Here is a 26,388-nt window from a genome sequence, read left to right on the forward strand (position 1 = left end):
TAGTTTTATAGATTTTTCTTTCTTTATCTATTATAATAAATTAATAATAAGTTTATGAAGTATTTTACTTGAAAGGAGACATATCTCATGCCTACTGAGAATGCAACAATGTTTGATCAAGTAGCCGAAGTTATTGAACGTTTACGTCCGTTTTTATTACGTGACGGAGGAGATTGTACATTAGTCGATGTAGAAGATGGCATCGTAAAATTACAATTACATGGTGCGTGTGGAACATGCCCAAGCTCAACTATTACATTAAAAGCAGGTATAGAACGTGCTTTACACGAAGAAGTACCAGGCGTTATAGAAGTAGAACAAGTTTTCTAACGATATAAATTAAAGACACCCTACATTCAGTATTTAATCAGAATAGGGTGTCTTTTTTCATTTACTATTTAGAATGAGCTTGATAATCGTTCATATGTTTTTCAATTTGACGATCCATGTATACCCAACCTTTCCAACCTACATGTACTACATCACTTAATACATATTTTTCATAGTCTTTATTTGACATATCATACACTTTGCCACCATGTCCGACAACAGTTTTATGTATTTTTTTATAGACAGGTTCACGTGTTGAACGGTGAATACCTAAATGATCGTACCATTTACCATTTACTGGAAGAATAACATATTGTACATCAGCACCTGCTTGATGCATTGTATCTACTAGTAAAGATAAATCCTTAAACTCTGGTGAATTCATTTTAAATTCATATTGGCGACGATTCATTGGTTTTTTATGCATTAGTTTTTTCCAATATTCGTTACGGATACCATAACCATTAGAAGTAGAACGTTTTTCACCAAGTTGCACTGCTTTATTACTCATGTTTTTCCAAGAATCATTGGGTGATGTAAGTGAGTGCACATGAGTTAATGGTGATTTATCTAATGAAAAGTATGTTTTTATTGCCTCAATTTTAAGAAGTTGACTTTCTTTAAACTTAGAAATATAACGACCTTTTGGGTTGCTTGGATCTTTTACTAATTCTTTTAAATATTCCTTATTAGGAACACTTCTAAATTTTAATAATCGTTTAGCATAGCGTTGTTTTAACTCTGAAGGCATATCCTTTTGTTGAAATATCTGATTGATTTGATTTGGTGTCGTACGTGCAGCCATATCCATATCATTAACGCCATGTGTACTAAACCATTGTGGTGAAATGATAAATGTCATCTTTTTACCTTTAAGTTGATCATATTGACCCGCTAATTCAATAGCATTAATTAAATCTGTATTACCACCCGTACCAACTAAGAATACAGGCTTTGTATTTTTTCGATGATGCATTGCTATCGCAGGATTAAACGGGTCACGTTTATTTAACTCACTTGAACCATAAAGTGGATAATATTTATCATTACTAAATAATTGATTTTGAATGAGCGTACCTTTAAGTACTTGATCAGTTAGTGACATTCTATTATCAGCAAGTGTCTTATTGTTAACGAGACCAGTAAACCAACTCGCAGGCATTAATACAAAAGCTAAAAATATGATTCCACTAATAAGAATTGGTAAAAATGGTTTGAATTTCATCGTAATTCTTCTAAAGCTTCAACAATTTTATTAGGAGTTGCCCATTCATCGCGATCAAAATCCATAATTGATACTTCAATTCCTAATCTATTTTGAATTTCTAATAATAATCCAACTGTTTGAAATGAATCAATAATTCCTTCTTCAAAAATCTCAACATCTGGGTTTTCTTTAACTACGTCATTTTCTGCTACATCAGCTAATACATCTAAAACTTGTTCTCTAAATTCCATCATTTATTTCTCCCTTTAAATTAATTTTCCTGAGAATATTAAGAATCCAAATGCTACAAAATGGAATGTGATAATAACACTTAATGCTGTAGTAAAACCATTTTGAAAGCGAGGTGGATATTTCTTTCTCCAACGTTCATAATATCCATATCCGATAAACATTAAACCATGATAAATACCATAAACAATATAAAATACTTCTAATCCGTGCCATACACCCATAATAAAGAAATTTAAGAAGAAGGCAAAATTTGACATTGCAAATTGATTCTTCATTAATTTTTTACGAGACATATAGAACAATGTTCTCATATAAACACAGTCTCTAAACCAGAATGATAATGACATATGCCATCGATTCCAGAAATCTTTAATATTACGTGCTTTAAATGGCTGTTTAAAATTTGGTGGTGTATTAATGCCATATAGATAACTCACTGCTATTGCAAATAAACTATAACCTGCAAAGTCAAAAAATAAGTAAAAGCTATAGGCATACATATATAACCATTTATGAGTAAAACCATGTAAATGCATTAATAATGGCATAATTGCATATACATTAATTAAATGAGCAATAATATATTTATATAAGAAGCCCATCATAATCATATGAATCGCTTTAACTACCATACCTCTGTATTGCTCACCAGTTGGTATTTTTTTATCGTCTTTGACAAAACGTTTATAACGGTCGATGGGTCCTGAAGATACTGTTGGAAAGAATGAAATAAATTGAATCAATTTCCCAACTTTAATCTCTTTAATAGAACCATCTCTAATTTCCATTATAAGTTGTACACTTTTAAAAGTAACATATGAGATTCCTAAGAATCCGACAAATTCAATTAACTTATGTTCATGGAAATGTATTTGATGTCCACCTAACCATGAACTTTGTAATATTTTAACAAGTGCTAAAGGTAAAATAGATAAAATCATAACAATTAAAAATTTAATAAAAGTATTATTTTTTTGTCGTGATTTGTAATACCACATGATTAACAGCACTTGCCATATTAAATAAATTACAAAACTGATTAATTGAACACTTAAATATTTCTGTCCAAATAAATTGTATTTATCTGAAGAGAAAATAATCACAATCATAATCACTGTACTTATCCCATTGTATACATAGCTTCGCTTACCTAAAAATCCGAGTATGATGACTGGTAAAAGAACGATAAATGCGACTAAGAAGAAGGTAAACGTACCATAAGGAATCATGCGTCGATATCCTCTGCAACTTGTTTACGATCAAGTTTTCCATTTGATGTTAATGGAAGTTGTTCCATCCAAACGAATTTTCTCGGAATCATATATTCAGGTAAGCGAGATTTCAATTCGTTTTTAATGTTTCTGGTCATCTCTAAGTCATTATCCACTTTTTTAGTAGGTACAATAGCACCTACAAGATAAACAACTTTTCCATTTTTATAAATTGGCACAACAACAGTTTCTCTAACGTATTTTGAGTGTCTTAGTTGTGTTTCAATTTCTTCTAGTTCCATGCGATAACCGTTTAACTTTATTTGAAAATCGATACGTCCTTGGATAAACCAATAACCATCTTTTTCAATAGCTTTATCACCCGTGTGATAAATGCGAACGCCATTATCAAACTTAAATACTGCTTCGGTTTTTTCTTTGTTTTTTAGATATCCTAAACTCACACTTGTTCCTTTAATAACAAGTTCACCTTCATCAGTTGTTGATAGTGTAGTATTCGGTCTTGCTACACCTACTGGAAGTGGATTATAACGTTCTAAAATCTCGGGTGTGATTTTTACACCAGTAACTGCAACTGTCGCTTCCGTTGGTCCATATGTGTTATAAACAATTGCATTTGGATATCTATCAACAAGTGCTTTAGCTGTTCTATGCGGTAAAATTTCTCCACAAAAGAAGAAATGATTTAAACTTGGATAATCTTTTTCATTAAGGTTAGGAAGTAATAAACACATTTCTATAAATGATGGTGTTGATACCCAAGCATTAATTGGCGTTTGAACAAGCATTTCATTTAATAACTTCGGTTTTTTTATCATATCTTTATCTACTAAGTTAAGTGTTCCACCAGATGTTAAACATGGATAAATTGCCATTACAGATAAATCAAATGAAAATGGTGCTTGGTTCAACCACTCCTGATGATTATCTGTTTCATTTAATGAGACCATCCATTCTGCAAACTCTATTAAACTCGCATACTCAATTTGCACACCTTTAGGCTCACCTGTAGAACCAGAAGTGAATATAGTATAAACAACATCTGTTTTATCCATTTGACTATCAAAAACAATAGGATAATCAGAATGTTTAATATCTTCGATTGTAAGTTCTTTCCTTGGTTGATTCACACTTGAATCAGTTGTATTTAAAATAAATGTTGGATCTACTTTATTCATAATCATTTCTACACGTTCTATTGGAACTGACGTATCAATTGGGACATAGCCACATCCTGCTTTGATTGCTCCTATCATTCCAACTACCATATATGGTGACATATGACCATAGATGATTAATGGTTTATTTGTATCTTGCAAATAATGTGCTAGCTTACTAGATTCTTCTATAAGTTGACGATACGTTAACTCATCTGATTTATGTCTAATAGCTACTCGATCTGGATTTTTTTGTCCAATATCATTAATTAAATTTATAATATCTGTCATCCTTTGACTCCTTACTAGAATTCGTTATATATAAAGTTATTATGTGTATCGCCTGAACCATATATAAGATACAAAGCTATAAAAATTGCTAAGTATAGAATAGTCAGTAGATATGGTTTTGCTTTTTCATAAAAAACACTTATTTTTTTAGTTTCTTTCAATTGAATATTGCACCTCACAAACATTGCTATTTATTTTGAAGAACAATTCTACTTATTTTATATTTAGTAAAGTTATCTTACTATCAAGAAATATTATATCGCACTTTTATTTTTTACACTTTATTATATAAAAATATTAATTATATATCAAATTTATTTTATATAATAATTAGTGAGTGTTAAATATGTATCTATCTTATCCGATATGTCCTTATTCTTATCTTTGATATTCTATATATTAGTACTAATGGTTACATATCACAATTACACAGAGCATAACAAAACTGTTAGATATAAAAACTTCTTATTACTCATATCATCAATTTAAGTAATAAGAAGTTATCATAGAAATTATTTTTATTAATTAGTATTACTTTCTAATTCAGCTATAGCCACATTCAAATCTTTAAATGAATAGGTTGGCTTTGGTTGTTTAGTTTGAATTTCTTCATAAGATGTTACACCTGTTTGTACATGTACCGTATCCATCCCCACATTAATACCAGACATGATATCTGTATCATACAAATCTCCCACCATAGCCACTTCAGACTTATCTAGTTTCAAGATATCTAAAGCAATTTGCATGATTATGGTTTCTGGTTTACCAATAAATTGTGGCTGTTGTCCAGTAGATACACTAACCACACTTGTAATAGCTCCATTTCCAGGTAAGAAGCCTCTTTCTTTAGGAATTGAGACATCTGGATTCGTAGAGATAAATTTTGCGCCTTTACGTACTGCTAAAGTAGCTATTGCAAGTTTTTCATATGTGACTGCTTCATCTAAACCGATAACTACGTAATCTACATTCTCATCTTCTTTTACGGTTAAACCTGCATCGGTTAATGCTGTTCTTAAACCATTACCTCCTAGCATATACACACTAGCTTGACTATTTTCTTCTGCAATGTAATTTGCCGTAGCTAGAGCAGAAGTAACTACTTCGTCTGGTTTAGCGTCAATCTTCATTTCTTTTAACTTTTCTGTTACTTCTTCAGGCGTCTTAGTAGAGTTATTAGTAACATATAAATGAGGAATATCGTTTTTGTTCAAATAATCGATAAATTGAGCAGCACCATCAATTTCTGCTGTACCCATATACATTGTTCCATCTAAATCGATTAAATAACCTTTATAATTTTTCATTATGAATAATCTCCTTTTCCAAAAGCGGTAATTGGCACATTTTCTTTTTTTAGAAATTGAGTAACTTCTTTCACAAATTGTCGATAATACGGTATTGAGGTGTCAAATAATGGTACAAGTGTTTCAACTTCTAATTCTGTATAATGATGTGCAAACTGTTTTCTGATTTCAACTGTATCATTAATATGGTTTTGTGTATCTTTGGAAATCACCCCTTCAAGTTCTAAAATATCAATAACATCTTTATAGTTACCAGGATCTCTCAAAATAAAAGCGTCAATAATCATATTTCCAATATCTACTGATGATTCAATTAACATTTGCGCAATACGTTCAAATGCATAATGATTTGATTTATTTGTTTCATAATCCTTAATAAGCTGATTTAAATATTTTATTTTAAGTGCTAATTTATCTTTATCTACAAAATACATATCGGTCACCTCTTATTATTATTATCATATCATAGTTTTGCATCATGCATCATTTGTCGTTATACTAATTTCACATATTAAAAATAAAGGAGCATGACTGATATGATAGATATGTTTCTGTACGATGATGAGGAACAATCGCAAGCACAATTTGTAGGATTTGTAGGTGAACATAGTCGCTATGATTTAATGCTTATTCAGACCGATCGTCATTACGGCAAAACACTGGTATTAAATCTTCAAACTAATAAATTTGGCATCATAGGCACAGACGATATTGAAGAAGAAGGATATATTGCTCATATATTAGGTGTCTCTCAAGAAGAAAGCGAAGAAATCATTGAATATCTAAATCAAGTTATTCAATAAATGAAAGGTCAAAACAATGTATATTTTGTGAATATCATTGTTTTGACCTTTCATTATTTATTATTCTTTTTTTCAGTAGATTGTGTAGTTTGTATTGTTGGTTTTATTTTCACATCATGCAATTTATCTTCTACTTCATCTACACTAGTTAATTCTAATCGTTCATTCTCATTAATATGTCTCACTATAAAATATGGACAACCAAAATTACAATATTCCAAAATATAATCTTGGATGGTTGAAAAACGTTTTGAAATTTCAGCTTTTTTATTTGAATCTTTATAAAATCCTTTTAAACGTAATTGATCATAACCAAAATCTCCAACTACAAAATCATATTTATCAAGTATATCTGAATATCTTGAAGCAAATAATTCTTCATCAAAGCATTCTCTATAATCTTCAATTAATTCAAAATACTGTTGATTAACTCTAATCATAATAAGTCACCTTTAATTATAATTATAATAAAAACTTAGATTGCCTATTTTAAAGAAAAAGAGCAATCTAAGTTTTAGCATCTACCTATTAATAAACATTCTTAATTGACTTTATGTACTCATATCATTGTTTCATAAGATAATATGACTTCATTATGTGATATCGCTTAAAAGAAAGTTTATTTTAAATTTTTGGGTTAATATTATTTTTGTTGTAACTGTTCTTCTCCAAGACGGTGTTTTTCTTTTGCCGCTTCATTTACTTGTTCATCAGCATGATAAGAACTTCGTACCATTGGACCAGCTTCACAATGTTTAAATCCTTTTTCCATTGCAATTTTTCTTAATTTACCAAATTCTAATGGAGTATAGTATTTTTCAACTTTTAAGTGTTTACGTGATGGTTGTAAATACTGACCAATTGTTAAAATATCAACATCATTTGCACGTAAGTCATCCATTGTTTCATAAATTTCTTCCAATGTTTCACCTAAACCTACCATTAAACTTGATTTAGTTGGAATATCAGGTTGTAACTCTTTAGAACGACGTAAGAATTCTAATGTTCTGTCGTAAGTCGCACGCGCACGAACTCTTGGAGTTAAGCGTCGTACTGTTTCAATGTTATGGTTTAAAATATCTGGTCTTGAAGCCATTAGTGTTTCAAGTGCTTCATAATCCCCACCCATATCTGACGGTAAAATTTCAATTGTCGTATATGGATTACGTTCACGTACTTTACGAACTGTTTCTGCATATACATTAGACCCTGCATCTCTTAAATCATCACGTGCAACAGCTGTGATAACAACATGTTTAAGATTCATTAGTTCTACAGACTCTGCAACACGTTCTGGTTCATTTAAATCTAGTTCATTAGGTAAGCCAGTTTTTACTGCACAGAAACGACAAGCTCTTGTACATACCGCACCTAAAATCATAAATGTAGCCGTACGTCTAGCTCCCCAACATTCATGTATATTTGGACATTTTGCTTCTTCACAAACTGTATGTAAATTTTTCTCACGCATCATTTTCTTGAGGCCGATGTAGTTTTCATTAGTGTTTAGCTTTATTTTCAACCAATCTGGTTTACGTAAAATCTCTTCATTTTTAGTAGCCATAACAACACATACCCTCCTGTTTAATCTATCTTCAACTATTATAACGAAATTTACATTAAATTAAAATGTAATAACTTATAAAATTAAGACATAACTATGAACATTTGTGTACTAAGAAGAATGATGCATTTGAATTAATTTTTCTTTAAAGATATCTCTTAAAAATTCCGGCATTAAATAATCAATCGATGTTCCTTTTAATAATGGGAAATATCTTCCAAATGTATACATATCTACAGTTCCTAATATATAGGTACGGTTATCTTCTATTTCTTGTCCATCTACAAAGAAGCGATGTTCTGATTGAATAAATCCACATTTATATAATATATAACCACCAAAAATATCGCCTCTAAATCCTAACCCTTGGACATGTTCATACATATATTCTTGCTTTTGACTTTTTAAGATTACCTTTTTCAATTCAGAACCTTTCAAACGTACACGAACTAAGTTGATTGGATGAGGTAACATAGTATGGATATCGTATTCAGTAAGTTGATCGCCCTCGATACTATTAACGATTAATCCAGCATTAATAATTGTACAATCTGCATTTGTAAACTCATACACACTTTCTGCAAGTAAATAAGTCGTTTTTGTAATCACATTTGTTTTACTAGATAAAGAAACTGGCTTATTAATAATCGCCTTATTCATCAAATCTTTTCCTTCTTCATCAAAATGTGTTTTAACGACTGGTAATGTGTCTACTGGATGTAATGTAGCTTCTTTAGTAATTACTGTTTTATTTTCAATCGTTAAATTCACTTCTCCAAGATAATATCCATATTTCCCTGCTGCTGCCATAAGTACACCATTATTGACTTCACCATGATTAAAATGATGATGTGTGTGGCTTCCTAGTATTACGTCTATCTCTGGGATTTCTTGACATAATTTTTCATCAAAAAAGACACCTACATGACTCATAACTATTAATACATCGTATTGTCCTTTGCGTTGTTCAATTTCGTCTTTGATGGCTTCTAATGGGTCTGTCACAATCCAATCAAGTGCTCGATAGAATGGCGTGAAAGGTGCCGTGGCTGCTACAAATAAAAAGCGCACATCCTCTATTTCTTTTATATAAGATGTGGCAATATGACGAGGTAAGTGGCCATCTTCGTCTAAAACATTAGCACATATGACTTTAAATTGTGCATCATTGTAAAGATTGTTTAATGCTTCATGAGAAATAGTCATTCCTTCATTATTCCCAATTGTAGCAATATCACAATGAGCCTCATTTAAAAGTTCAACATTCTTTTTGCCCATAGTTGCTTCTGTTACTGGTGTAGATAAATCAACATGATCACCAATATCTAAATAAAGTGAAGGGTGTTGAAGTTCAGGTCGGTGTTCAGCCATGTACGTCATAATACGTGCATATTCATTAAGGTGGCTATGAATGTCATTTGTATGAAAAATTGTAAGCTTCACTTAAATTCCTCCTGTTTTTTTATAGAAACGATTTAATAATTAGATATACACCCATAATTAACATTACTGTGCGTAATAATAATACTACTGTTTCTGATTTAATCGAGTGATTTATTTTTACTCCAATTTGAGCGCCAATATAACTAGAAATGATTAGAATAATTGAATATGACCAAGCAACATGACCTTGAATAATATGACCAATTGAACTCATTACACTTGAAAAGAAAATCATCATCATGCTTGTCCCTACTGCTACATGAGGTGGAAATCTAAATACTATAAGCATTAAAGGAGTCATCAACGCTCCACCACCAATCCCAAATAAACCTGTAAGTACACCTATAAATAATGTAGCAAAGAAAGCAAACATAGGTGGAACGCTATAATGATATGTCATCCCTTTAGCATCGATGTATGTTTTACGATACTTTTCCTTATCGAATATTTTAAATGGTTTAATTTTATGTCTAATCATCAATAAAATAGATACACAGATCATAAAAATACCAAAGTATAAATTAAACGAATTTAATGTTAAATATCTGCTTAAAAATGAACCAATAAGTGAACCGGGTAATAATCCAAATAAAAATATAGAGCCATTTTTAATATCTACTTGCTTTGTTTTCAAATAACCAACAGATGAAGAAAGTCCAGTTACAATAAGAATAACCGATGACGTACCAATTGCAACCTGAGTAGTGATGCCGTGTAACAGATGATGGTTTACTCCTAAATACACTAAAGTAGGTACGATAATTATACCGCCACCAATACCTACTAAAGAACCTAATACTGCAGATAATAATCCAATTAAAACTAATAAAATCATTGTTAAAAACATTATAATTCGCCTCTTAGAAAAATTTTAATTGCTGAGGTGCTAAGCCTGTATACTCTATATCTAAAATATCTTGATAGGTTTTAGCATTTTGAGCTGCATGACCACCAGAATTATTATTAAAAATGACATAGACCTTTTTAGCTTTTTGTTCTAATATTTGAACTTTATTCGCTAAATCTTTTAATTCATTTTCATTATAATTATATAAATATCTAACATCTCGCCACTCTTGATCTGTCATATCTTTTTTAGTCCAACCATGCTGATTTCTACCATGATAACGCACAAAAGCAGTACTAGAAGTTATACGATTGACTAACGGTATAGACCCATCTTTAATTTGTGGTTCATCTACGACCGCATGAATAATTTGATGTTCGGTTAAAAACATTAAAGTTTGTTCTTTAAATTGGGAATTAAACCAAGATTGATGTCTAAATTCTACACACATGGGGATATCTTCTAGCTGTTGTCGAACATACAAAATATAATTTATATTTTGAGCTGTACAATCAAACCAAGGTGGAAATTGCACAAGTACCATTGCTAATTTATGATGTGCAATCAGTGGTTCAAGCATGTGTCTAAATTGTTTAAATAGTTCAGATCGTGAATCAGCATAAGTTTTATAATCTGAGTGAAGCGTCAATGCTTGATGAATCTTAACGATAAACTGAAACTTATCTGGTGTTTCATTGATCCATTTCAATATATTACGTTCAGGTTGGATAGCATAATATGAGGCATCAAGTTCAACAACAGGAAAATGACTCGCATACGTACGTAATTTATCTGTTTGTCTTTCAAGATCTTCATATAAAGAATAATGATCTCCCCATCCAGTTAGACCGATATTAATCATTTTTATCACCAGATATATGATACCACATTCAAAATTAATATATCACTTGTTGTATACTAACTTTACATTTTCTTATTACTTTAAAATCGTCACTATAACACCCTAAGTGCGCGTTAATAACTGATTAATTTGTAAAAATAATTAATCTATTAAATCATTCACTTTTGATTAGTAGCTAACCGGGGATCCACTCCAATTATGGGTAAATTCACTATCTCCATTTGTAACTACTTGTCTTCTAATAGATTGTATTAACTGATTTTGAACTGGATAAGATGGAATATCGCCCTCATAATTAATCATTACTTGAACAAATTGACTACTACTTCGGGCATACTTACCACTTCTGAATCCGTATTACCTACTATATTGGCTTGAATAATTGGTTATTTAATAGTTCAGTCAAACAATGATCACACTATTGCATTATAAACATCAATATTTGACTTATCACCTGTTCTATATATATTAAATGTTTACTTCTTTTTAATATACTTGAAAAACAAAAGAACTAGAATGTTAAACATTCTAGTTCTTTTAACTATTAGCTTAAGCTATATCTTAAATTATCCAATTGAACCTTCCATTTCAAATTTAATAAGACGGTTCATTTCTACAGCATACTCCATTGGTAATTCTTTAGTAAATGGTTCGATGAATCCCATAACAATCATCTCTGTTGCTTCTTCTTCAGAAATCCCTCTACTCATTAGATAGAATAATTGTTCTTCAGATACTTTAGAAACTTTCGCTTCATGTTCTAATGAAATATTATCATTAAATACTTCATTATATGGAATTGTGTCTGAAGTTGATTCGTTATCTAGAATTAATGTATCGCATTCGATATTTGAACGCGCACCTTTAGCTTTGCGTCCAAAGTGAACGATACCGCGATAGATTACTTTACCACCGTTTTTAGAAATTGATTTAGATACGATAGTTGAAGATGTATTTGGGGCTTTATGAATCATTTTAGCACCTGCATCTTGAACTTGACCTTTACCCGCAAATGCGATGGATAATGTACTACCTTTCGCACCTTCACCTAATAATACACAGTTAGGGTATTTCATTGTTAACTTAGAACCTAAGTTACCGTCAACCCATTCCATATTACCATTTTCATGAACAAACGTACGTTTAGTAACTAAGTTATACACATTGTTAGCCCAGTTTTGGATAGTAGTATAACGAACATGTGCATCTTTATGAACAATAATTTCAACTACTGCTGAGTGTAATGAACTTGTAGTATATACTGGTGCAGTACAACCCTCAACATAGTTTACTGAAGCCCCTTCATCAGCAATAATTAATGTACGTTCGAATTGACCCATATTTTCTGAGTTAATTCGGAAGTACGCTTGTAATGGTGTATCTAATTTAACGTTTTTAGGTACATAGATGAATGAACCACCTGACCATACTGCTGAATTTAATGCTGCGAATTTATTATCAGCTGCTGGAACAACAGAAGCAAAGTATTCTTTAAATAAGTCTTCATTTTCACGTAAAGCACTGTCTGTATCTTTAAAGATTATCCCTTTTTCTTCTAATTCTTTTTCCATATTATGATATACAACTTCTGATTCATATTGTGCAGAAACACCAGCTAAATATTTTTGTTCTGCTTCTGGTATACCTAATTTATCAAATGTACGTTTAATTTCTTCAGGTACTTCATCCCAAGAACGTTCAGTATGCTCTGAAGGCTTAACATAATAAGTAATGTCATCAAAATTCAACTCTGATAAATCGCCACCCCATTGAGGCATTGGGATTTTATAGAATAGTTTTAAAGCTTTTAATCGGAAATTAAGCATCCATTCTGGTTCTTCTTTCATCTTAGAAATTTCTCTAACAATATTTTCTGTTAGACCACGTTCTGATCTGAAAATGGAAACATCCTCATCATGGAAACCATATTTATAATCTCCAACATCAGGTGCTTTTTTAGCCATTTCAATCACTCCTTAAATATATTTAAAACGATATGCGCATCATTTATCTTTCACTACTATCTATAGTCATTGTAACAACATGCAAACTATATAAAAAGAAATATGTGTAAAATGTCACAGCACCATAGTGCTTAGAATAACATTTATTACCTATTCGTATTTTATTCTTCAGTTGTACCTTCTGCTTTACCTTCTTTTTGCACTGTACCTTTTTCTAAAGCTTTCCACGCTAACGTTGCACATTTAATACGTGCTGGGAATTGAGAAACGCCTTGTAATGCTTCTACATCTCCCATATCTTCAGTGATGTTATAATCTTCACCTAACATCATTTTAGTAAATTCTTGACTCATTTGCATTGCTTCACCTAATGAATGACCTTTAACTGCTTCAGTCATCATCGATGCACTTGACATTGAAATTGAGCAACCTTCACCTTCGAATTTCGCCTCTTGAATGATACCATCTTCGATATCAAATGTTAGTCTAATGCGATCACCACAAGTAGGATTATTCATATCTACTGTCATTGATCCATTATCTAAAACGCCTTTATTACGAGGATTCTTATAATGATCCATAATTACAGATCTATAAAGTTGATCTAAATTATTAAAACTCATATGAGAAAAACTCCTTCGTTTGTTTCAATGCTTCTACTAATTGGTCAACATCTTCTTTAGTATTATAAATATAAAAACTTGCTCTTGCAGTAGATGATACATTTAACCATTTCATTAATGGTTGCGCACAGTGATGTCCAGCTCTAACAGCGACACCTTCAGTATCTACTGCTGTAGCAACATCATGTGGATGAATATCAGCTAAATTAAAAGTGATCACACCTGCACGTCTTTCTTTAGGGGGACCATATATTTCTAATCCTTCAATTGAAGATAATTGCTCATATGCATATTCTGTTAATTCTTTTTCATGCTGATGAATGGCATCAAAGCCTATATTTTCGATATAACGAATAGCTTCAGCCAATCCAATAGCTTGAGCAATAATCGGTGTACCAGCTTCAAATTTAGTAGGTAAGTCAGCCCATGTTGCATCGTACTTACTTACAAAATCAATCATGTCCCCACCATACTCAACAGGTTCCATGTTTTGAAGTAGTTCACGTTTTCCATATAATACACCAATACCAGTCGGTCCTAACATTTTGTGACCGCTAAAGCTAAAGAAATCAACATCTAAATCTTGAACATCGATATCCATATGAGGTGCAGATTGTGCTCCATCAACACTAATAATAGCACCGTGTTCATGCGCAATCTTAGCAATTGCTTTTATATCATTAATGGTACCTAAGACATTAGACACATGAGTAATAGCTACAATCTTAGTATTGTCATTAATTGTCGATTTGACATCTTCGATTCTTAGTTCACCATCATCAGTCATAGGAATAAATTTTAAAGTAGCTTTTTTTCGTTTAGCTAGCTGTTGCCAAGGCACAATATTAGCATGATGTTCCATCTCTGTCACAACGATTTCGTCGCCTTCGTTAATATTAGCGTCTCCATAACTATGTGCAACAATATTAATTGAAGCAGTCGTACCTCTAGTAAAAATAATTTCTTCAAAATATTTAGCATTAATGAAACGTCGTACTGTCTCACGAGCACTTTCATATCCATCTGTTGCTAAAGAACCTAGAGTATGCACACCACGATGCACATTAGAATTGTAACGTTTATAATAATCATCTAATACATTTAATACTTGCACTGGTGTTTGACTTGTTGCTGTTGAATCAAGATAAGCTAATCGTTTTCCATTAACTTTTTGATTTAGTATAGGAAAGTCTTCAATAATTTCTTGTATGTTTAATGAAGTTTCGGCCACTACCTTCACGACCTTTCTTTTATTGAAAATCTCAATGACCTATTTATTTACTTTAAGTTCGATGACTTCTCGTAATTGACGTTTCACATCTTCAATTGGTAATTCACGGACAACTGGATCTAAGAAACCATGAATAACAAGACGTTCTGCTTCTTTTTGAGAAATACCACGGCTCATTAAGTAGTAAAGTTGTTCTGGGTCAACACGACCAACCGAAGCTGCATGACCTGCTTCAACATCATCTTCATCGATAAGTAGAATAGGGTTCGCATCTCCGCGAGCATGCTCTGAAAGCATTAACACACGAGATTCTTGATTTGCGATAGATTTTGTACCGCCATGCTTAATATATCCAATACCGTTAAATACAGATGAAGCATTTTCACGCATTACACCATGTTTTAAGATATAACCATTTGTTTCCTTACCATATTGAACGATTTTAGATGTTAAGTTAATTTTTTGATCACCAGTACCAACAATGACTGATTTTAGTTCACTTGTTGAACGATCACCAATTAAGTTAGTAGTATTATCAATAATTTGGCTTCCCTCATTCATTAAACCTAAAGCCCAATTAATTGATGCATCTGCTGCCGTCACACCACGACGGATAATGTGACCTGTAAATCCTTTATCTAGATAGTCAACTGAACCATAAGTAATGTTTGAATTTGCTCCTGCAATCACTTCAGAAATAATATTGACTTGATTACCTTCACCACTTGCAGTTGAAAGGTAATTCTCAACATATGTTACTTCAGCACTTTCTTCCGTTACAATAATGGCATGATTAAATAAACTTGCATTCTCATTGTCATGTAATACTACATATTGAATAGGGTCTTCAACTACTACATTTTTAGGGACATATACAAATACGCCACCATTCAATAATGCTGTATGCAAAGCAGTTAATCGATGTTCATCTACTGTAACTGCATCTTTCATTAAATATTTTTCTACTAATTCACTATGATCTTGTAGCGCTTTTGATAAACCTTCAATAATAACATTATTATGATTTGCTTGTTCTGATACTTGTGTGAAAGCTAAATCATTATTATGTTGAATAATTAAATTTTTAGAATTTTCTATATCAATAATATTTTTAACTGATTCAGGAAGTTCTGATACATCATTATATGATTTACTTTCTACATGATGTTGTTTAAATGCATCGAAATCCCATTTTCTTAGTTTTGTTTTATCTGGTTTAGGCATTTCTAAAGTTTCTGTTAATTTCAAAGCTTTTTGACGTAGTTCAGTCATCCAAGAAGGTTCATTTTGTGCTTTAGAATAATCAACAAGTTGTGCTTCAGAAATATTTAAAGTTTCTGTTGTCATAATGCTTTTTCCTCCTACTTGATGAAAAATTTTAGTAACTGAATTGATATATAAACTGTTTATTTCCACATTTTAAAATCAATCAGTTCTTTTTATGAATAGTTTTTATATTATTTAATGACCTATTCAGTTGCACCAAATTCTTCTTTAACCCATTCATAACCTTCTTCTTCAAGACGTTTAGCTAATTCTGGACCGCCTGATTTTACAACTTTACCGCCATACATAACATGTACTTTATCAGGAGTAATATAGTTTAATAAACGTTGATAGTGTGTAATCATTAATGCACCGAAATCTTCACCACGCATTTCATTGATTCCTTTAGAAACGACTTTTAATGCATCAATATCTAAACCTGAGTCAATTTCATCTAAAATCGCAAATTTAGGTTCTAACATCATTAATTGTAAGATTTCATTACGTTTTTTCTCCCCACCTGAGAAACCTTCATTTAAATAACGTTGCGCCATATCTTTATCAATATCTAAGAAATCCATTTGTTTATCTAATTTTTTAATAAATTGCATTAAGTTAATTTCTTGACCTTCTTCACGTTTTGCATTAATCGCTGAACGCATAAAGTCTGCATTTGTTACACCAGTAATTTCTGATGGATATTGCATTGCTAAGAAAAGACCTGCTTTTGCTCTTTCGTCAACCTCTAATTCTAAAATATTTACGCCATCAAGTAATACTTCACCTTGAGTGACTTCATAACTTGGGTGACCCATAATTGCAGAAGATAATGTTGATTTACCTGTACCATTAGGTCCCATGATTGCGTGAACTTCACCAGTATTAATTGTTAAATTAACACCTTTTAAAATTTCTTTATCTTCAATAGACACATGTAAGTCTTTAATTTCCAATGTTGATGACATTTATATTCCCTCCATAAAATATAAAGTTTTCTTAACTAGTTTATAGTAATTTTAATTTATAGTCAAAAAGACTTCTAACACTTTAATACACTTAATTATAACGTAAATAGTCCCCAATATAAACTTATTAAAATGACAAAAAGATTATATTTTCGTCAAAATTGTTTCGAAATGACTTCAATTTTCAAGTGCGACTGATAATCAAAAGGTATCTGTTCTCAATAGGCATCTATATATTAACGATGATTGACTACTTAATATTTCAATGTAAGTTAAAAATTTGGTAGTATTCGTATTAACTTAATAAAGAAAGGAGACCTTTATGACATTCAAATGGAAAAATATTTTAAAAGGATTTGCGATGGGAACTTCAGATTTAGTTCCAGGAATTAGTGGAGGTACCATTGCTTTACTTTTAGGAATATATGATGGTTTTATTTCATCCATTAGTGGATTATTTTCTAAACGATTTTGGCCAAGTCTAAAATTTTTACTTCCTATATTAATAGGAATGATTTTAGCGATTGGTGTACTTAGTAATTTAATTCATTACCTACTCGATCATCATCACGTAATAACGATGTTCTTTTTTACTGGTTTAATTATAGGCATTGTCCCTTACTTATTAAAAACTTCAGATTTTAAAAAAACATTTACAACTAAACACTATGGATTATTAATTTTAGGAATCATAGTTATAGTGACATTAACGTTATTAAATCCTAGCACACAGCAATCAAGTTTAACACTTCAATTATCTTTTAGTCTTATTATTAAATATTTTATAGCAGGTGTTTGTGCTTCTAGTGCAATGCTACTTCCAGGTATCTCTGGCTCATTTATGCTACTTGTATTCGGTGCATATGGAACAATAATGTTAGCTATTGCTAATTTAGCTAAATTTAACTTTACCGGTCTGCCTATATTAATAGTAGTTGGTTTAGGTATTTTATGTGGATTTCTATTTTCAAGCCGTATTATAAAATACTTTTTAACCCACCACTTTATTGGAACATTTGCCTTAATTACTGGTTTTGTTATTGGTTCAATTTATGCTGTATTCCCAGGAATTCCTAAATCACCAGTAGAATGGATTGTTTCGATTATTTCTTTAGTAATAGGATATATAGTAAGTTATTCATTAGGACTGATTACGTCTAACAATGATACTCAGACATAATATTCTAAAATAAACAAAAAACGCATGTGTTTAACACATGCGTTCTCTTCTAGTTAAAACGACTTATTTATCGCCTTTTAATTTATCAATAACATCATTTGCTTTATCTTTAACGTTATCAACCACTTCTTTAGCTTTACCTGAAGCTTTGTCGCCTTGACCTTCTTTTTCTAAATCTTTATTATCAGTTGCATTACCAACTGTTTCTTTAATGTTACCTTTAGCTTGTTCAAATTTATCTTCTGCCATTTTAAATTCCTCCTTGTTGAACATTTCATTCTTAAATGATTTTTGTAATATTAATATACCCAATACATATCCTGTATAAACATAAATTCTGTTGTTTTTTATATTTTCTGTCTAATTAAAATAATTGTTATAATAACATTGTTCAATTTACTTATCCAATTGGAGATGATAACTATGACATTTGTTAATTTTACTGCTATGACAGAAAAAGGTTTAAATAAAAAGGTTAATGCATTCTTAGAAGAACATCCATATATAGAAATTGTTAAATTTGAATATGCGATGGGTCAAGGTGGTATCGGCGTTGGAATACTATATCAAGACGATTCAAGTTTATAATATAAATGACTGCAATAAATGTATTGATATAAAATAAAAAAACGGTTCACATATTTCTTTGTGAACCGTTTTTTACTGCATATTATTCATTATTTTGCAGGTACAACTGCACCTTTGTATTTTTCATTGATGAAATCACGAATGTCTTTAGATTGTAATACTTCAACTAAAGCTTTAATTTTTTCATCATCTTTATGATCTTTACGAACTGCAATTAGGTTTGCATAAGGGTTATTATTAGGTTTTTCAACTACAATTGAATCTTTTTGTGGACTTAAGCCTTGATCAATAGCATAGTTTGAATTAATAATAGCTGCATCTACATCTTGATTTTGATAGATTTTCGGAAGATATTCAGCTGATTGTTTGTTATTGAATTTAATATCTTTTTTGTTTTCAGTAATATCTTCAAATTTAGCGTCTTCAATTTTTACGCCTTTTTTAATTTTAATTAAGCCTTCATCAACGAAGAATTTTAAGAAACGACCTTGTTCAGCTGGGTTATTTGAAACATAAACTGTCGCACCTTTAGGAAGGTCTTTTAAACTTTTGTATTTTTTAGAATAAACAGCCATTGGTTCTAAATGAACTTTACCTGCATCTTCAATTTTGTATCCTTTTTCTTTACTTTCAGTTTTTAAATAAGGAACGTGTTGGAAGTAGTTAGCATCAAGTTCACCTTTATCTAACAACTTATTAGGTGTAGTGTAATCATTGATTGTTTTAATTTCTAAATCATAACCCTTTTTCTCAAGAAGTGGTTTTGCTTTTTCTAAGATTTCAGCGTGTGGTGCTGGTGAGGCACCTACAACGATTTTTTTATCTTTTTCGTCTCCACCTTTACCACAAGCAACTAATACAACTGTCAGTGTAAGTACTAATACTAAACTTAAAAGTTTTTTCATTTAATCTGTCCTCTTTTCTATTATCGTTTATCAATTTTATTTGTAAGCCAATCCCCGATGAATTGGATTATAAATACAATAATTAAAATAAATACGGTTGACACTAGAATGACGTCGTTTTGGTTACGTGTAAAACCAGTTAAGTAAGCTAAGTTACCTAAACCACCTGCACCAATAACGCCTGCAATAGCAGTTGAACCAACTAAAGCGATAGCAGTTACTGTAATACCTGAAACAAGTGCTGGCATTGCTTCTGGAAGCAATACTTTTCGAACGACTGTCCAAGTATTCGCACCCATAGACCATGCTGCTTCAATAACGCCTTTATCGATTTCTTTAAATGCGATTTCAACTAATCTTGCGTAGAACGGTGCAGCGCCAATGATTAATGCTGGAAGTGCTCCCGTCGGTCCACTAATTGTACCTAATAATACACTTGTGAACGGAATTAATAACAAAATTAAAATAATAAATGGAATTGCACGGAACAAGTTAACTATAAATGAAACTACCGTATAGAAAATTTTAGCTCCAGGTGCGTCACTTTTAGCTGATAAGAAAAGCAGCACACCTAAGATTAAGCCAAAGATAAAAGCAAAAATGGTTGACACTATAGTCATATAAAGTGTTTCATATATTGCTTGCCAAACTTCAGGCCATTGCACGTTAGGCATAGTAATCATTTCATGGAAGATATCACCATATGATTTATCCATGTTTAATCACCTCCACATTTACGTGTTGTTTATGTAACTCAGTTACAAATGTATTAAATCCATCTTCACTAATATGTGGAATGTGTACAATTAAAAATCCAATTGAACCTGTACGTGTATTTTTAATATTTGCTTCCAAAATATTTAATTCAATATTCTGCGTTCGCGTAATATCAGATACAACAGGTTGTGTTGTATTATTACCGTTGAAATTCAACCTTACAATATAAGCGTCTTTGTTCAATGGTTCTAGATGTTTAATTGAATCTTCAAAATCGTCGTCTAAATCGTCTTTCACGAATCGTTTTGTCACCTCATGTTGAGGATTTTCAAATACTTCATCAACATTACCTTGCTCAATAACACGTCCATTTTCCATCACTGCAACTGCATCACATATGCGTCTAATCACTTGCATTTCATGTGTAATAATCACAATCGTTAGATTTCTTTCTTCTTTTATTTTTAACAGTAAATCTAAAATTTCATCCGTTGTTTGTGGATCTAGCGCACTTGTAGCCTCGTCACATAATAAGACATTCGGATCATTCGCTAATGCACGAGCAATCCCAACTCTTTGTTTTTGACCACCCGATAATTCTGAAGGATAAGCTTTTTCACGGCCTTTTAAACCGACCAACTCTACAAGTTCTAAAGCTCTTTTTTTTGCTTCTGTACGAGCTACTCCAGCTATTTCTAGTGGGAACATAATATTACTAATGACAGTACGTGACCATAATAAATTAAAATGTTGGAAAATCATACTTACTTTTTGTCGTTTTTTTCTCAAATCTGATTTAGAAAGTTTGTTAATATTGTCTCCATCTATAACGATATCCCCTGAAGTCGGCTCTTCTAGATTATTAAACATTCGAATTAACGTACTTTTACCAGCACCAGAGAACCCAATCACTCCAAAAATTGAGCCTGATTCTATATTCAAATCAACGTGATCTACTGCTAGTACATCTTTGTTCTTTGTGTGATAGCGTTTAACAACTTGATTTAACTCAATCACGTTAAATGCCTCCCTTAAATTCCTTATGTAATTAAAAAATGCTTTCCCACCTAGAGAGATGAGAAAGCATTTAAAATTATCTTTCTCTCATCTTCTAAAGTCTTAAACTTTATGTGAATTGGCACCATTTCCATTATAGACGGTTGCCGGGCTTCGTAGGGCACATCCCTCCACCTCTCTCGATAAGAGTTTTCGCACTATTTAATTAATTTATATCCTATCACTGTACTAATAATTCGTCAATCATTTTTTTAACTTTTCTAACAAATATGGCACGGATTGAAATGCATAGATTCTATCTACCTCTTTATCCTTATCCATAATTAACAGTACAGGTACAGACATAATTTTATATTCTTCACTAAAATACTTATGGAAATTTAAATCAATTTTTTTAAGTGGTAATTGTTCGATATCATTTGCAATATCTAGCATGCGCTCTGAAATCTTACATGTTCCACACATAGGAGTATATCCAAATATTAAATGTTTATCTTTATCAAAGTGTTCTTTGATGTCTTCGATTTTAATAGAATTATTCATTCACGAGTACTAACCTTTCAGAACTTAAATTAGGTATAAGTTTTTTCTCTTTTTTTACGTTAAATCCATATTTACTCAATACATGAGCAAGATAATTTTTAGGACAACGCGCGACTTCACAATATGTTTTATCTACATAGATATGTTCACTTTCACTTAAATAACGTTTAAACCATTTTCTAATTTTTTCGCCTTCATCATCTGAATCGGCAAGAATATAGACCTGTTTTCCATATAATGTTTCTATCATATCGTCTAGTTTGTCGATACTCATTGTACCATGTGTACAAATAATATTTACAGGTTCAGCTATGACTTGTTGCACTTTCTTCTTATCAGATTTACCTTCCACAATGATAACTTTATTTAAAATTGCCATGTTCATCCACCTTCTAAGTCGATATTAAACAATCATTTACTTTTTCACGTTATTGATGAATATAAACACAATTTACAGATAATTAATATAATATATAAAAAACTCCTAGATTCAATATCAAGGAGTTTTTTAAAATTATTCGCCAATCATTTCAGAATATTGTTCAGCTGATAGCAATTCATCTAATTGACTTTCATCATTTAATTCAACTTTTACCATCCACGCTTTTTCATAAGGTGATTCATTAACAAATTCTGGACTATCTTCTAATTCGTCATTTGTTTCAACAATTTTACCAGAGACAGGTGCATACAATTCAGATACTGTCTTTACTGATTCAACACTACCAAATGTATCCCCTTCATTAATTTCTTCATCGACATCTGGTAATTCGACAAATACGATGTCTCCTAATTCGCCTTGCGCGTATTCAGTAATACCAATTGTTGCCGTATTTCCTTCAACTTTAACCCATTCATGTTCCTTAGAATATTTGAATTCGCTCGGTACTGCCACGAAAATCCCCTCCTAAAAATAATTACAATTTAATGATGCCATACCGTAAGTTTTCATTCAACTATTAATATTAAAAGTTGTGATTATACTTTCTATAACCATACATCTTTATATTGTTCTTCATTAAAACCTAATGTAACTTTTTCACCTGAAACCGCTAGCGGACGTTTTACCAACATTCCATCTGAGGCTAAGAGTTCTAATTTTTCATCATTAGATAATTCTTTTAATTTATCTTTCAAACCAAGTTCTCTATATTTCACACCATGTGTATTAAAGAATTTATTTATTTCCACTTCTGATTTAACTACTAACTCTTTGAATTCTTGTTTTGTAGGTGTGTGTTGCACAATATCTATAGACTCATAACTCACTCCATGCTCATCTAAAAATCGAGCAGCTTTTTTACAAGTTGTGCATTTTGGATATTGATAAAATTTAATCATTCAGTATTATCCTCCTATTTAAACTTATTATAAATATATCAAATTATTTAAATAAACGCTCTACTTTTTAAGCTTTATTTTTTTCTAAATATTAGTAATTAGTTATAATATATAAAACAAGCTAAAAGGAGTGTAAAGTATGAAAAATATTACTACTACTGAAGAATTTAATTCAGTTATTCAAAGTGAACAACCTGTAATTGTAAAATTTGAAGCTGGTTGGTGTCCTGATTGTAAAGCAATGGATATGTGGATTGATCCAATCGTTGACAAGTATAACGACTATAAATGGTATTCTGTAAATCGTGATGAATTAGAAGATGTAGCATCAGACAATGAAGTCATGGGTATCCCAAGTTTACTTATATTTGAAAATGGTCAAAAACAAGCTCATTTGCATTCTGCTAATGCAAAATCACCTGAACAAGTTGAATCATTCTTAAAAGAAACATTTAATAAATAATTAAAGAACCACACTCGTTATTTTGAGTGTGGTTTCTTTAGTATTCTGAGATTAAATGTTTATTTTTACGTTTTGCTTTAGGTGGTACCTCTTCTAAATCAGTAAGATACAATAAACCTGCAATAGCTTCATCTTTAGCAATACCAAACGCTTTTCTTACTTTTGGTTCAAAGATGTACAATGGCGTTTTCCAACATGTACCAATACCTTTTTCATAAAGTAATAACATTAGATTCTGAGTGTATGCACCCATCGCAAAAAAGTTTTCGCGATTTTGTCGTTGTCGTGGGTCAGTTTTAAGTACTAAAACTAACATACCTCCTAAATTTGTCACCGCGTTATAATGATCTTCTTGTTTTTCTGGACTATTTGGAAAGGCAAAACGTGTAATATCTCTACTCATATCTCCTAATCTATCTTTAGAAACATGAATAACTCTCCACGGTTCTCTCATACCATGATTAGGAGCGTCAGTAGCTTGTTCTATGGCTTTAAATACATCTTCATCATTAATCACCATATCATGTTTAAATTTCTTTATACTTCTTCTTAAAGAAATTACTTCTTGTAATTCCACAATTATCGCTCCTCTATATTGATAACTATTATCAATTATACGCGGATATCGATGACATTTCAATGTATACTACATGCTTTCGTAAAATAATAATTGTTTTTTTAGTTCTTTAACATGAATCTGCCCTGGTGCTTGAGGTTCACCTAAGCAACCATATGACACTGTACCCCCAAAAACACCTTGAGCAGTTCGGCTCACTAATCCTAAATGAGACATAGATATTCCAATAACTTGTTGAGAAATCGCTTTAGATGTATAAGCTACTGCTTCTAATAGCATTGCTACGTCCTGTTTTTCCTTAGGCATTACTGCAATTTTTACATACTCAGGATTTAATTTTTGCATTTTATAATATGTGAATTTTAATTCTTCTAACGGTGGCGTTTCTAAAAAATTATGATAGGACACAATTATTTGTTTCTGATGACGATGTGCATTTTCTATAATACGCTTATGCGTCTCAACCTCAATATTTGACTCCCATTCTATATCTATCATTTGACATTCATCTATTGAGGAAATTGTTTCAATTAACTGTAAATATTCTTTATTAGTTAACTGACCTTTTCCACCTTGAGAAATTGTGCGATATGTCACCAATATTTTGAAATGATTCTTTATTTCATTTAGAAGTGAAAGGTTTTTCATTAAAAGTTCGTGATGATGACTCTCCCACTGATCTATACGCAACTCAATGATATCTATATATGCATGATTATCATTGATACTATTTAACGTTTCATTATCTATTATATCTTGAGGTGCTATGGTTGCAGCTACCTTTACTTCTGCCATATAATCCCTTCTTTTCTTGCCATTTACAATTTTATATTATTTTAAACTATTTATGTCACACTCGCCAATGTTTAAAATTCTTTTTAATTTTTACAGATCATGATTTAAAACTTTTTAGTTGGGTATATAATAATTGTATTCGAATTTAGGAGGTAATAATAATGGCAGTTCAATATGAAACTAAAGCAACAAACGTTGGTGGACGTAAAGGACACGTACACACAGACGATAATGCAATAAATGTAGATGTATTACCACCACAACAAGCAGATGGAAACGCAACTAACCCTGAACAATTATTCGCAGCTGGCTATGCTTCATGCTTCAATGGTGCATATGACCTTATTTTAAAACAAAACAAAGTTCGCGGAGCAGAACCTGAGGTAACTTTAACTGTACGCTTAGAAGATGATCCAAATGCTGAAAGTCCAAAATTAAGCGTATCTATTGATGCAAAAGTTAAAAATGTATTATCTCAAGAAGACGCTGAAAAATATCTACAAGATGCTCACGAATTCTGTCCATATTCAAAAGCAACTCGTGGCAACATCGATGTAGATTTAAATGTTCAAGTTGTTGACTAATTAGCATTACTCTTTAAAATCAAAATTTTATAATTTTAAAAAACCCTGAGACACCTCATTATGTCTCAGGATTTTTTTATGTGTTGATAGATAAAGACTGAATTAAAAAGAGCTGATATCAAGTTATTTCAATAGTAGTATGAAAGTTAACATAATGACTTTCAATAAGAACATTTACGTCCTTGGGGATGTATTGCTAGAATTGAACGACAAATTCAAATTGAATTCCGTTCCACTCCATTTCATTTCCTATCTAACAATTAAGTTTGAAGATATCGATGTATGATAGATAATATTCTAACGTCTATGTATTCTCACACTTTTTGTATAA

General features: G+C 31.3%; 33 protein-coding genes and 1 riboswitch. Of the genes, 6 read left to right on the top strand and 27 right to left on the bottom strand.

Translation table 11 applies throughout. The features are described 5' to 3' along the window. Positions 1-87 precede the first annotated feature (87 nt). Positions 88-330: a NifU family protein gene (locus tag BDW25_RS03425; RefSeq protein WP_002433501.1), complete on the top strand. Its 243-nt coding sequence runs from the start codon at positions 88-90 to the stop codon at positions 328-330. A gap of 64 nt (positions 331-394) precedes the next feature. Here BDW25_RS03425 and dltD read toward each other — a convergent pair whose 3' ends face one another. The 7 genes from dltD to BDW25_RS03460 all read right to left on the bottom strand — a co-directional run bounded on the left by dltD (position 395) and on the right by BDW25_RS03460 (position 6,213). After that, complete coding sequence (dltD, locus tag BDW25_RS03430) at positions 395-1,555, bottom strand: D-alanyl-lipoteichoic acid biosynthesis protein DltD (RefSeq protein ID WP_049437471.1); 1,161 nt, start codon at positions 1,553-1,555, stop codon at positions 395-397. Then, complete coding sequence (gene dltC, locus BDW25_RS03435) at positions 1,552-1,788, bottom strand: D-alanine--poly(phosphoribitol) ligase subunit 2 (protein ID WP_002448193.1); 237 nt, start codon at positions 1,786-1,788, stop codon at positions 1,552-1,554. Before dltC ends, dltD begins: the two co-directional genes overlap by 4 nt. A 15-nt stretch (positions 1,789-1,803) precedes the next feature. Then, positions 1,804-3,018, bottom strand: a complete 1,215-nt coding sequence (dltB, locus tag BDW25_RS03440; protein ID WP_049418690.1) for a D-alanyl-lipoteichoic acid biosynthesis protein DltB — start codon at positions 3,016-3,018, stop codon at positions 1,804-1,806. Further along, on the bottom strand, positions 3,015-4,469 hold the full coding sequence (gene dltA, locus BDW25_RS03445) for a D-alanine--poly(phosphoribitol) ligase subunit DltA (protein WP_017175866.1): 1,455 nt from the start codon (positions 4,467-4,469) through the stop codon (positions 3,015-3,017). Before dltA ends, dltB begins: the two co-directional genes overlap by 4 nt. A 14-nt stretch (positions 4,470-4,483) precedes the next feature. Then, a complete protein-coding gene (locus tag BDW25_RS03450; RefSeq protein WP_227944882.1) occupies positions 4,484-4,654 on the bottom strand; it encodes a teichoic acid D-Ala incorporation-associated protein DltX in 171 nt (56 codons plus the stop codon). A gap of 336 nt (positions 4,655-4,990) precedes the next feature. Beyond that, entirely contained in the window at positions 4,991-5,779 is a 789-nt protein-coding gene (locus BDW25_RS03455) for a TIGR01457 family HAD-type hydrolase (protein WP_002448132.1), read from the bottom strand. Then, positions 5,779-6,213 carry a DUF86 domain-containing protein gene (locus BDW25_RS03460; protein WP_002448033.1) on the bottom strand — a complete coding sequence of 145 codons (435 nt, stop codon included), beginning with the start codon at positions 6,211-6,213 and terminating at the stop codon, positions 5,779-5,781. Before BDW25_RS03460 ends, BDW25_RS03455 begins: the two co-directional genes overlap by 1 nt. A 102-nt stretch (positions 6,214-6,315) precedes the next feature. Here BDW25_RS03460 and BDW25_RS03465 point away from each other — a divergent pair, with 102 nt between their 5' ends. Continuing rightward, positions 6,316-6,582, top strand: coding sequence for a DUF3055 domain-containing protein (locus tag BDW25_RS03465; RefSeq protein WP_002448201.1), 267 nt, complete (start codon positions 6,316-6,318; stop codon positions 6,580-6,582). Positions 6,583-6,635: 53 nt separating this feature from the next. Here BDW25_RS03465 and BDW25_RS03470 read toward each other — a convergent pair whose 3' ends face one another. From BDW25_RS03470 to sufC, 10 genes are all read right to left on the bottom strand, one after another. Then, complete coding sequence (locus BDW25_RS03470; protein ID WP_002455560.1) at positions 6,636-7,022, bottom strand: YutD family protein; 387 nt, start codon at positions 7,020-7,022, stop codon at positions 6,636-6,638. A gap of 203 nt (positions 7,023-7,225) precedes the next feature. Continuing rightward, a complete protein-coding gene (lipA, locus tag BDW25_RS03475; protein ID WP_002448197.1) occupies positions 7,226-8,146 on the bottom strand; it encodes a lipoyl synthase in 921 nt (306 codons plus the stop codon). A 111-nt stretch (positions 8,147-8,257) separates the two neighbouring features. Then, positions 8,258-9,589, bottom strand: a complete 1,332-nt coding sequence (locus tag BDW25_RS03480) for a bifunctional metallophosphatase/5'-nucleotidase (RefSeq protein ID WP_049418683.1) — start codon at positions 9,587-9,589, stop codon at positions 8,258-8,260. 19 nt (positions 9,590-9,608) lie between these two features. Further along, complete coding sequence (locus BDW25_RS03485; protein ID WP_049418681.1) at positions 9,609-10,436, bottom strand: sulfite exporter TauE/SafE family protein; 828 nt, start codon at positions 10,434-10,436, stop codon at positions 9,609-9,611. Between the two features lie 13 nt (positions 10,437-10,449). After that, positions 10,450-11,298, bottom strand: a complete 849-nt coding sequence (locus BDW25_RS03490) for a DUF72 domain-containing protein (protein WP_002448225.1) — start codon at positions 11,296-11,298, stop codon at positions 10,450-10,452. 566 nt (positions 11,299-11,864) lie between these two features. Continuing rightward, the gene (sufB, locus tag BDW25_RS03495; protein ID WP_002448087.1) at positions 11,865-13,262 is read right to left on the bottom strand and encodes a Fe-S cluster assembly protein SufB; all 1,398 of its coding nucleotides are present in this window, start codon (positions 13,260-13,262) and stop codon (positions 11,865-11,867) included. A gap of 161 nt (positions 13,263-13,423) precedes the next feature. Beyond that, positions 13,424-13,885 carry a Fe-S cluster assembly sulfur transfer protein SufU gene (gene sufU, locus BDW25_RS03500; protein WP_002448166.1) on the bottom strand — a complete coding sequence of 154 codons (462 nt, stop codon included), beginning with the start codon at positions 13,883-13,885 and terminating at the stop codon, positions 13,424-13,426. Next, positions 13,875-15,125 carry a cysteine desulfurase gene (locus BDW25_RS03505; protein ID WP_172457916.1) on the bottom strand — a complete coding sequence of 417 codons (1,251 nt, stop codon included), beginning with the start codon at positions 15,123-15,125 and terminating at the stop codon, positions 13,875-13,877. The genes sufU and BDW25_RS03505 overlap by 11 nt, the downstream gene beginning before the upstream one ends. A gap of 30 nt (positions 15,126-15,155) precedes the next feature. Next, the gene (gene sufD, locus BDW25_RS03510; protein WP_002448151.1) at positions 15,156-16,463 is read right to left on the bottom strand and encodes a Fe-S cluster assembly protein SufD; all 1,308 of its coding nucleotides are present in this window, start codon (positions 16,461-16,463) and stop codon (positions 15,156-15,158) included. 122 nt (positions 16,464-16,585) lie between these two features. Continuing rightward, positions 16,586-17,347, bottom strand: a complete 762-nt coding sequence (gene sufC, locus BDW25_RS03515; protein ID WP_002448050.1) for a Fe-S cluster assembly ATPase SufC — start codon at positions 17,345-17,347, stop codon at positions 16,586-16,588. Between the two features lie 322 nt (positions 17,348-17,669). Here sufC and popT point away from each other — a divergent pair, with 322 nt between their 5' ends. Continuing rightward, positions 17,670-18,527: a polyprenyl-phosphate transporter PopT gene (gene popT, locus BDW25_RS03520; RefSeq protein WP_002448183.1), complete on the top strand. Its 858-nt coding sequence runs from the start codon at positions 17,670-17,672 to the stop codon at positions 18,525-18,527. 63 nt (positions 18,528-18,590) lie between these two features. On the opposite strand, the gene BDW25_RS03525 is transcribed toward popT, so the two are convergent. Then, positions 18,591-18,776, bottom strand: a complete 186-nt coding sequence (locus BDW25_RS03525; protein ID WP_002448111.1) for a CsbD family protein — start codon at positions 18,774-18,776, stop codon at positions 18,591-18,593. Between the two features lie 174 nt (positions 18,777-18,950). Between BDW25_RS03525 and BDW25_RS10855 the strand changes: the two genes are divergently transcribed. Then, positions 18,951-19,115: a hypothetical protein gene (locus BDW25_RS10855; RefSeq protein WP_002448129.1), complete on the top strand. Its 165-nt coding sequence runs from the start codon at positions 18,951-18,953 to the stop codon at positions 19,113-19,115. Between the two features lie 89 nt (positions 19,116-19,204). Here BDW25_RS10855 and BDW25_RS03530 read toward each other — a convergent pair whose 3' ends face one another. The 7 genes from BDW25_RS03530 to BDW25_RS03560 all read right to left on the bottom strand — a co-directional run bounded on the left by BDW25_RS03530 (position 19,205) and on the right by BDW25_RS03560 (position 23,638). Continuing rightward, positions 19,205-20,020, bottom strand: a complete 816-nt coding sequence (locus tag BDW25_RS03530) for a MetQ/NlpA family ABC transporter substrate-binding protein (protein ID WP_002448060.1) — start codon at positions 20,018-20,020, stop codon at positions 19,205-19,207. A 20-nt stretch (positions 20,021-20,040) separates the two neighbouring features. Then, positions 20,041-20,736, bottom strand: a complete 696-nt coding sequence (locus BDW25_RS03535) for a methionine ABC transporter permease (protein ID WP_002448101.1) — start codon at positions 20,734-20,736, stop codon at positions 20,041-20,043. Then, positions 20,729-21,754, bottom strand: a complete 1,026-nt coding sequence (locus BDW25_RS03540; protein WP_049418678.1) for a methionine ABC transporter ATP-binding protein — start codon at positions 21,752-21,754, stop codon at positions 20,729-20,731. Before BDW25_RS03540 ends, BDW25_RS03535 begins: the two co-directional genes overlap by 8 nt. A gap of 84 nt (positions 21,755-21,838) precedes the next feature. Next, a riboswitch (SAM riboswitch) is annotated at positions 21,839-21,943 on the bottom strand. A 54-nt stretch (positions 21,944-21,997) separates the two neighbouring features. Then, complete coding sequence (locus BDW25_RS03545; RefSeq protein WP_002448091.1) at positions 21,998-22,297, bottom strand: thioredoxin family protein; 300 nt, start codon at positions 22,295-22,297, stop codon at positions 21,998-22,000. Further along, positions 22,290-22,676, bottom strand: a complete 387-nt coding sequence (locus tag BDW25_RS03550; protein WP_002448075.1) for a toprim domain-containing protein — start codon at positions 22,674-22,676, stop codon at positions 22,290-22,292. The genes BDW25_RS03545 and BDW25_RS03550 overlap by 8 nt, the downstream gene beginning before the upstream one ends. 135 nt (positions 22,677-22,811) lie before the next feature. After that, entirely contained in the window at positions 22,812-23,192 is a 381-nt protein-coding gene (gcvH, locus tag BDW25_RS03555) for a glycine cleavage system protein GcvH (RefSeq protein WP_049418676.1), read from the bottom strand. A gap of 92 nt (positions 23,193-23,284) precedes the next feature. Continuing rightward, positions 23,285-23,638 carry an arsenate reductase family protein gene (locus tag BDW25_RS03560; RefSeq protein ID WP_002455565.1) on the bottom strand — a complete coding sequence of 118 codons (354 nt, stop codon included), beginning with the start codon at positions 23,636-23,638 and terminating at the stop codon, positions 23,285-23,287. A gap of 139 nt (positions 23,639-23,777) precedes the next feature. Between BDW25_RS03560 and BDW25_RS03565 the strand changes: the two genes are divergently transcribed. After that, on the top strand, positions 23,778-24,101 hold the full coding sequence (locus BDW25_RS03565) for a thioredoxin family protein (protein ID WP_002448188.1): 324 nt from the start codon (positions 23,778-23,780) through the stop codon (positions 24,099-24,101). Between the two features lie 37 nt (positions 24,102-24,138). Here BDW25_RS03565 and BDW25_RS03570 read toward each other — a convergent pair whose 3' ends face one another. After that, positions 24,139-24,678, bottom strand: a complete 540-nt coding sequence (locus BDW25_RS03570) for a nitroreductase family protein (protein WP_002448165.1) — start codon at positions 24,676-24,678, stop codon at positions 24,139-24,141. 69 nt (positions 24,679-24,747) lie between these two features. Then, on the bottom strand, positions 24,748-25,473 hold the full coding sequence (gene aroD, locus BDW25_RS03575) for a type I 3-dehydroquinate dehydratase (RefSeq protein ID WP_049418674.1): 726 nt from the start codon (positions 25,471-25,473) through the stop codon (positions 24,748-24,750). 161 nt (positions 25,474-25,634) lie between these two features. Between aroD and BDW25_RS03580 the strand changes: the two genes are divergently transcribed. Next, positions 25,635-26,057 (top strand): organic hydroperoxide resistance protein, encoded by a 423-nt coding sequence (locus BDW25_RS03580; RefSeq protein WP_002448074.1) that lies wholly within the window; start codon positions 25,635-25,637, stop codon positions 26,055-26,057. Positions 26,058-26,388 lie beyond the last annotated feature (331 nt).

The organism is Staphylococcus sp. AtDRG32, assembly GCF_004365845.1.
Lineage (GTDB): Bacteria > Bacillota > Bacilli > Staphylococcales > Staphylococcaceae > Staphylococcus > Staphylococcus hominis.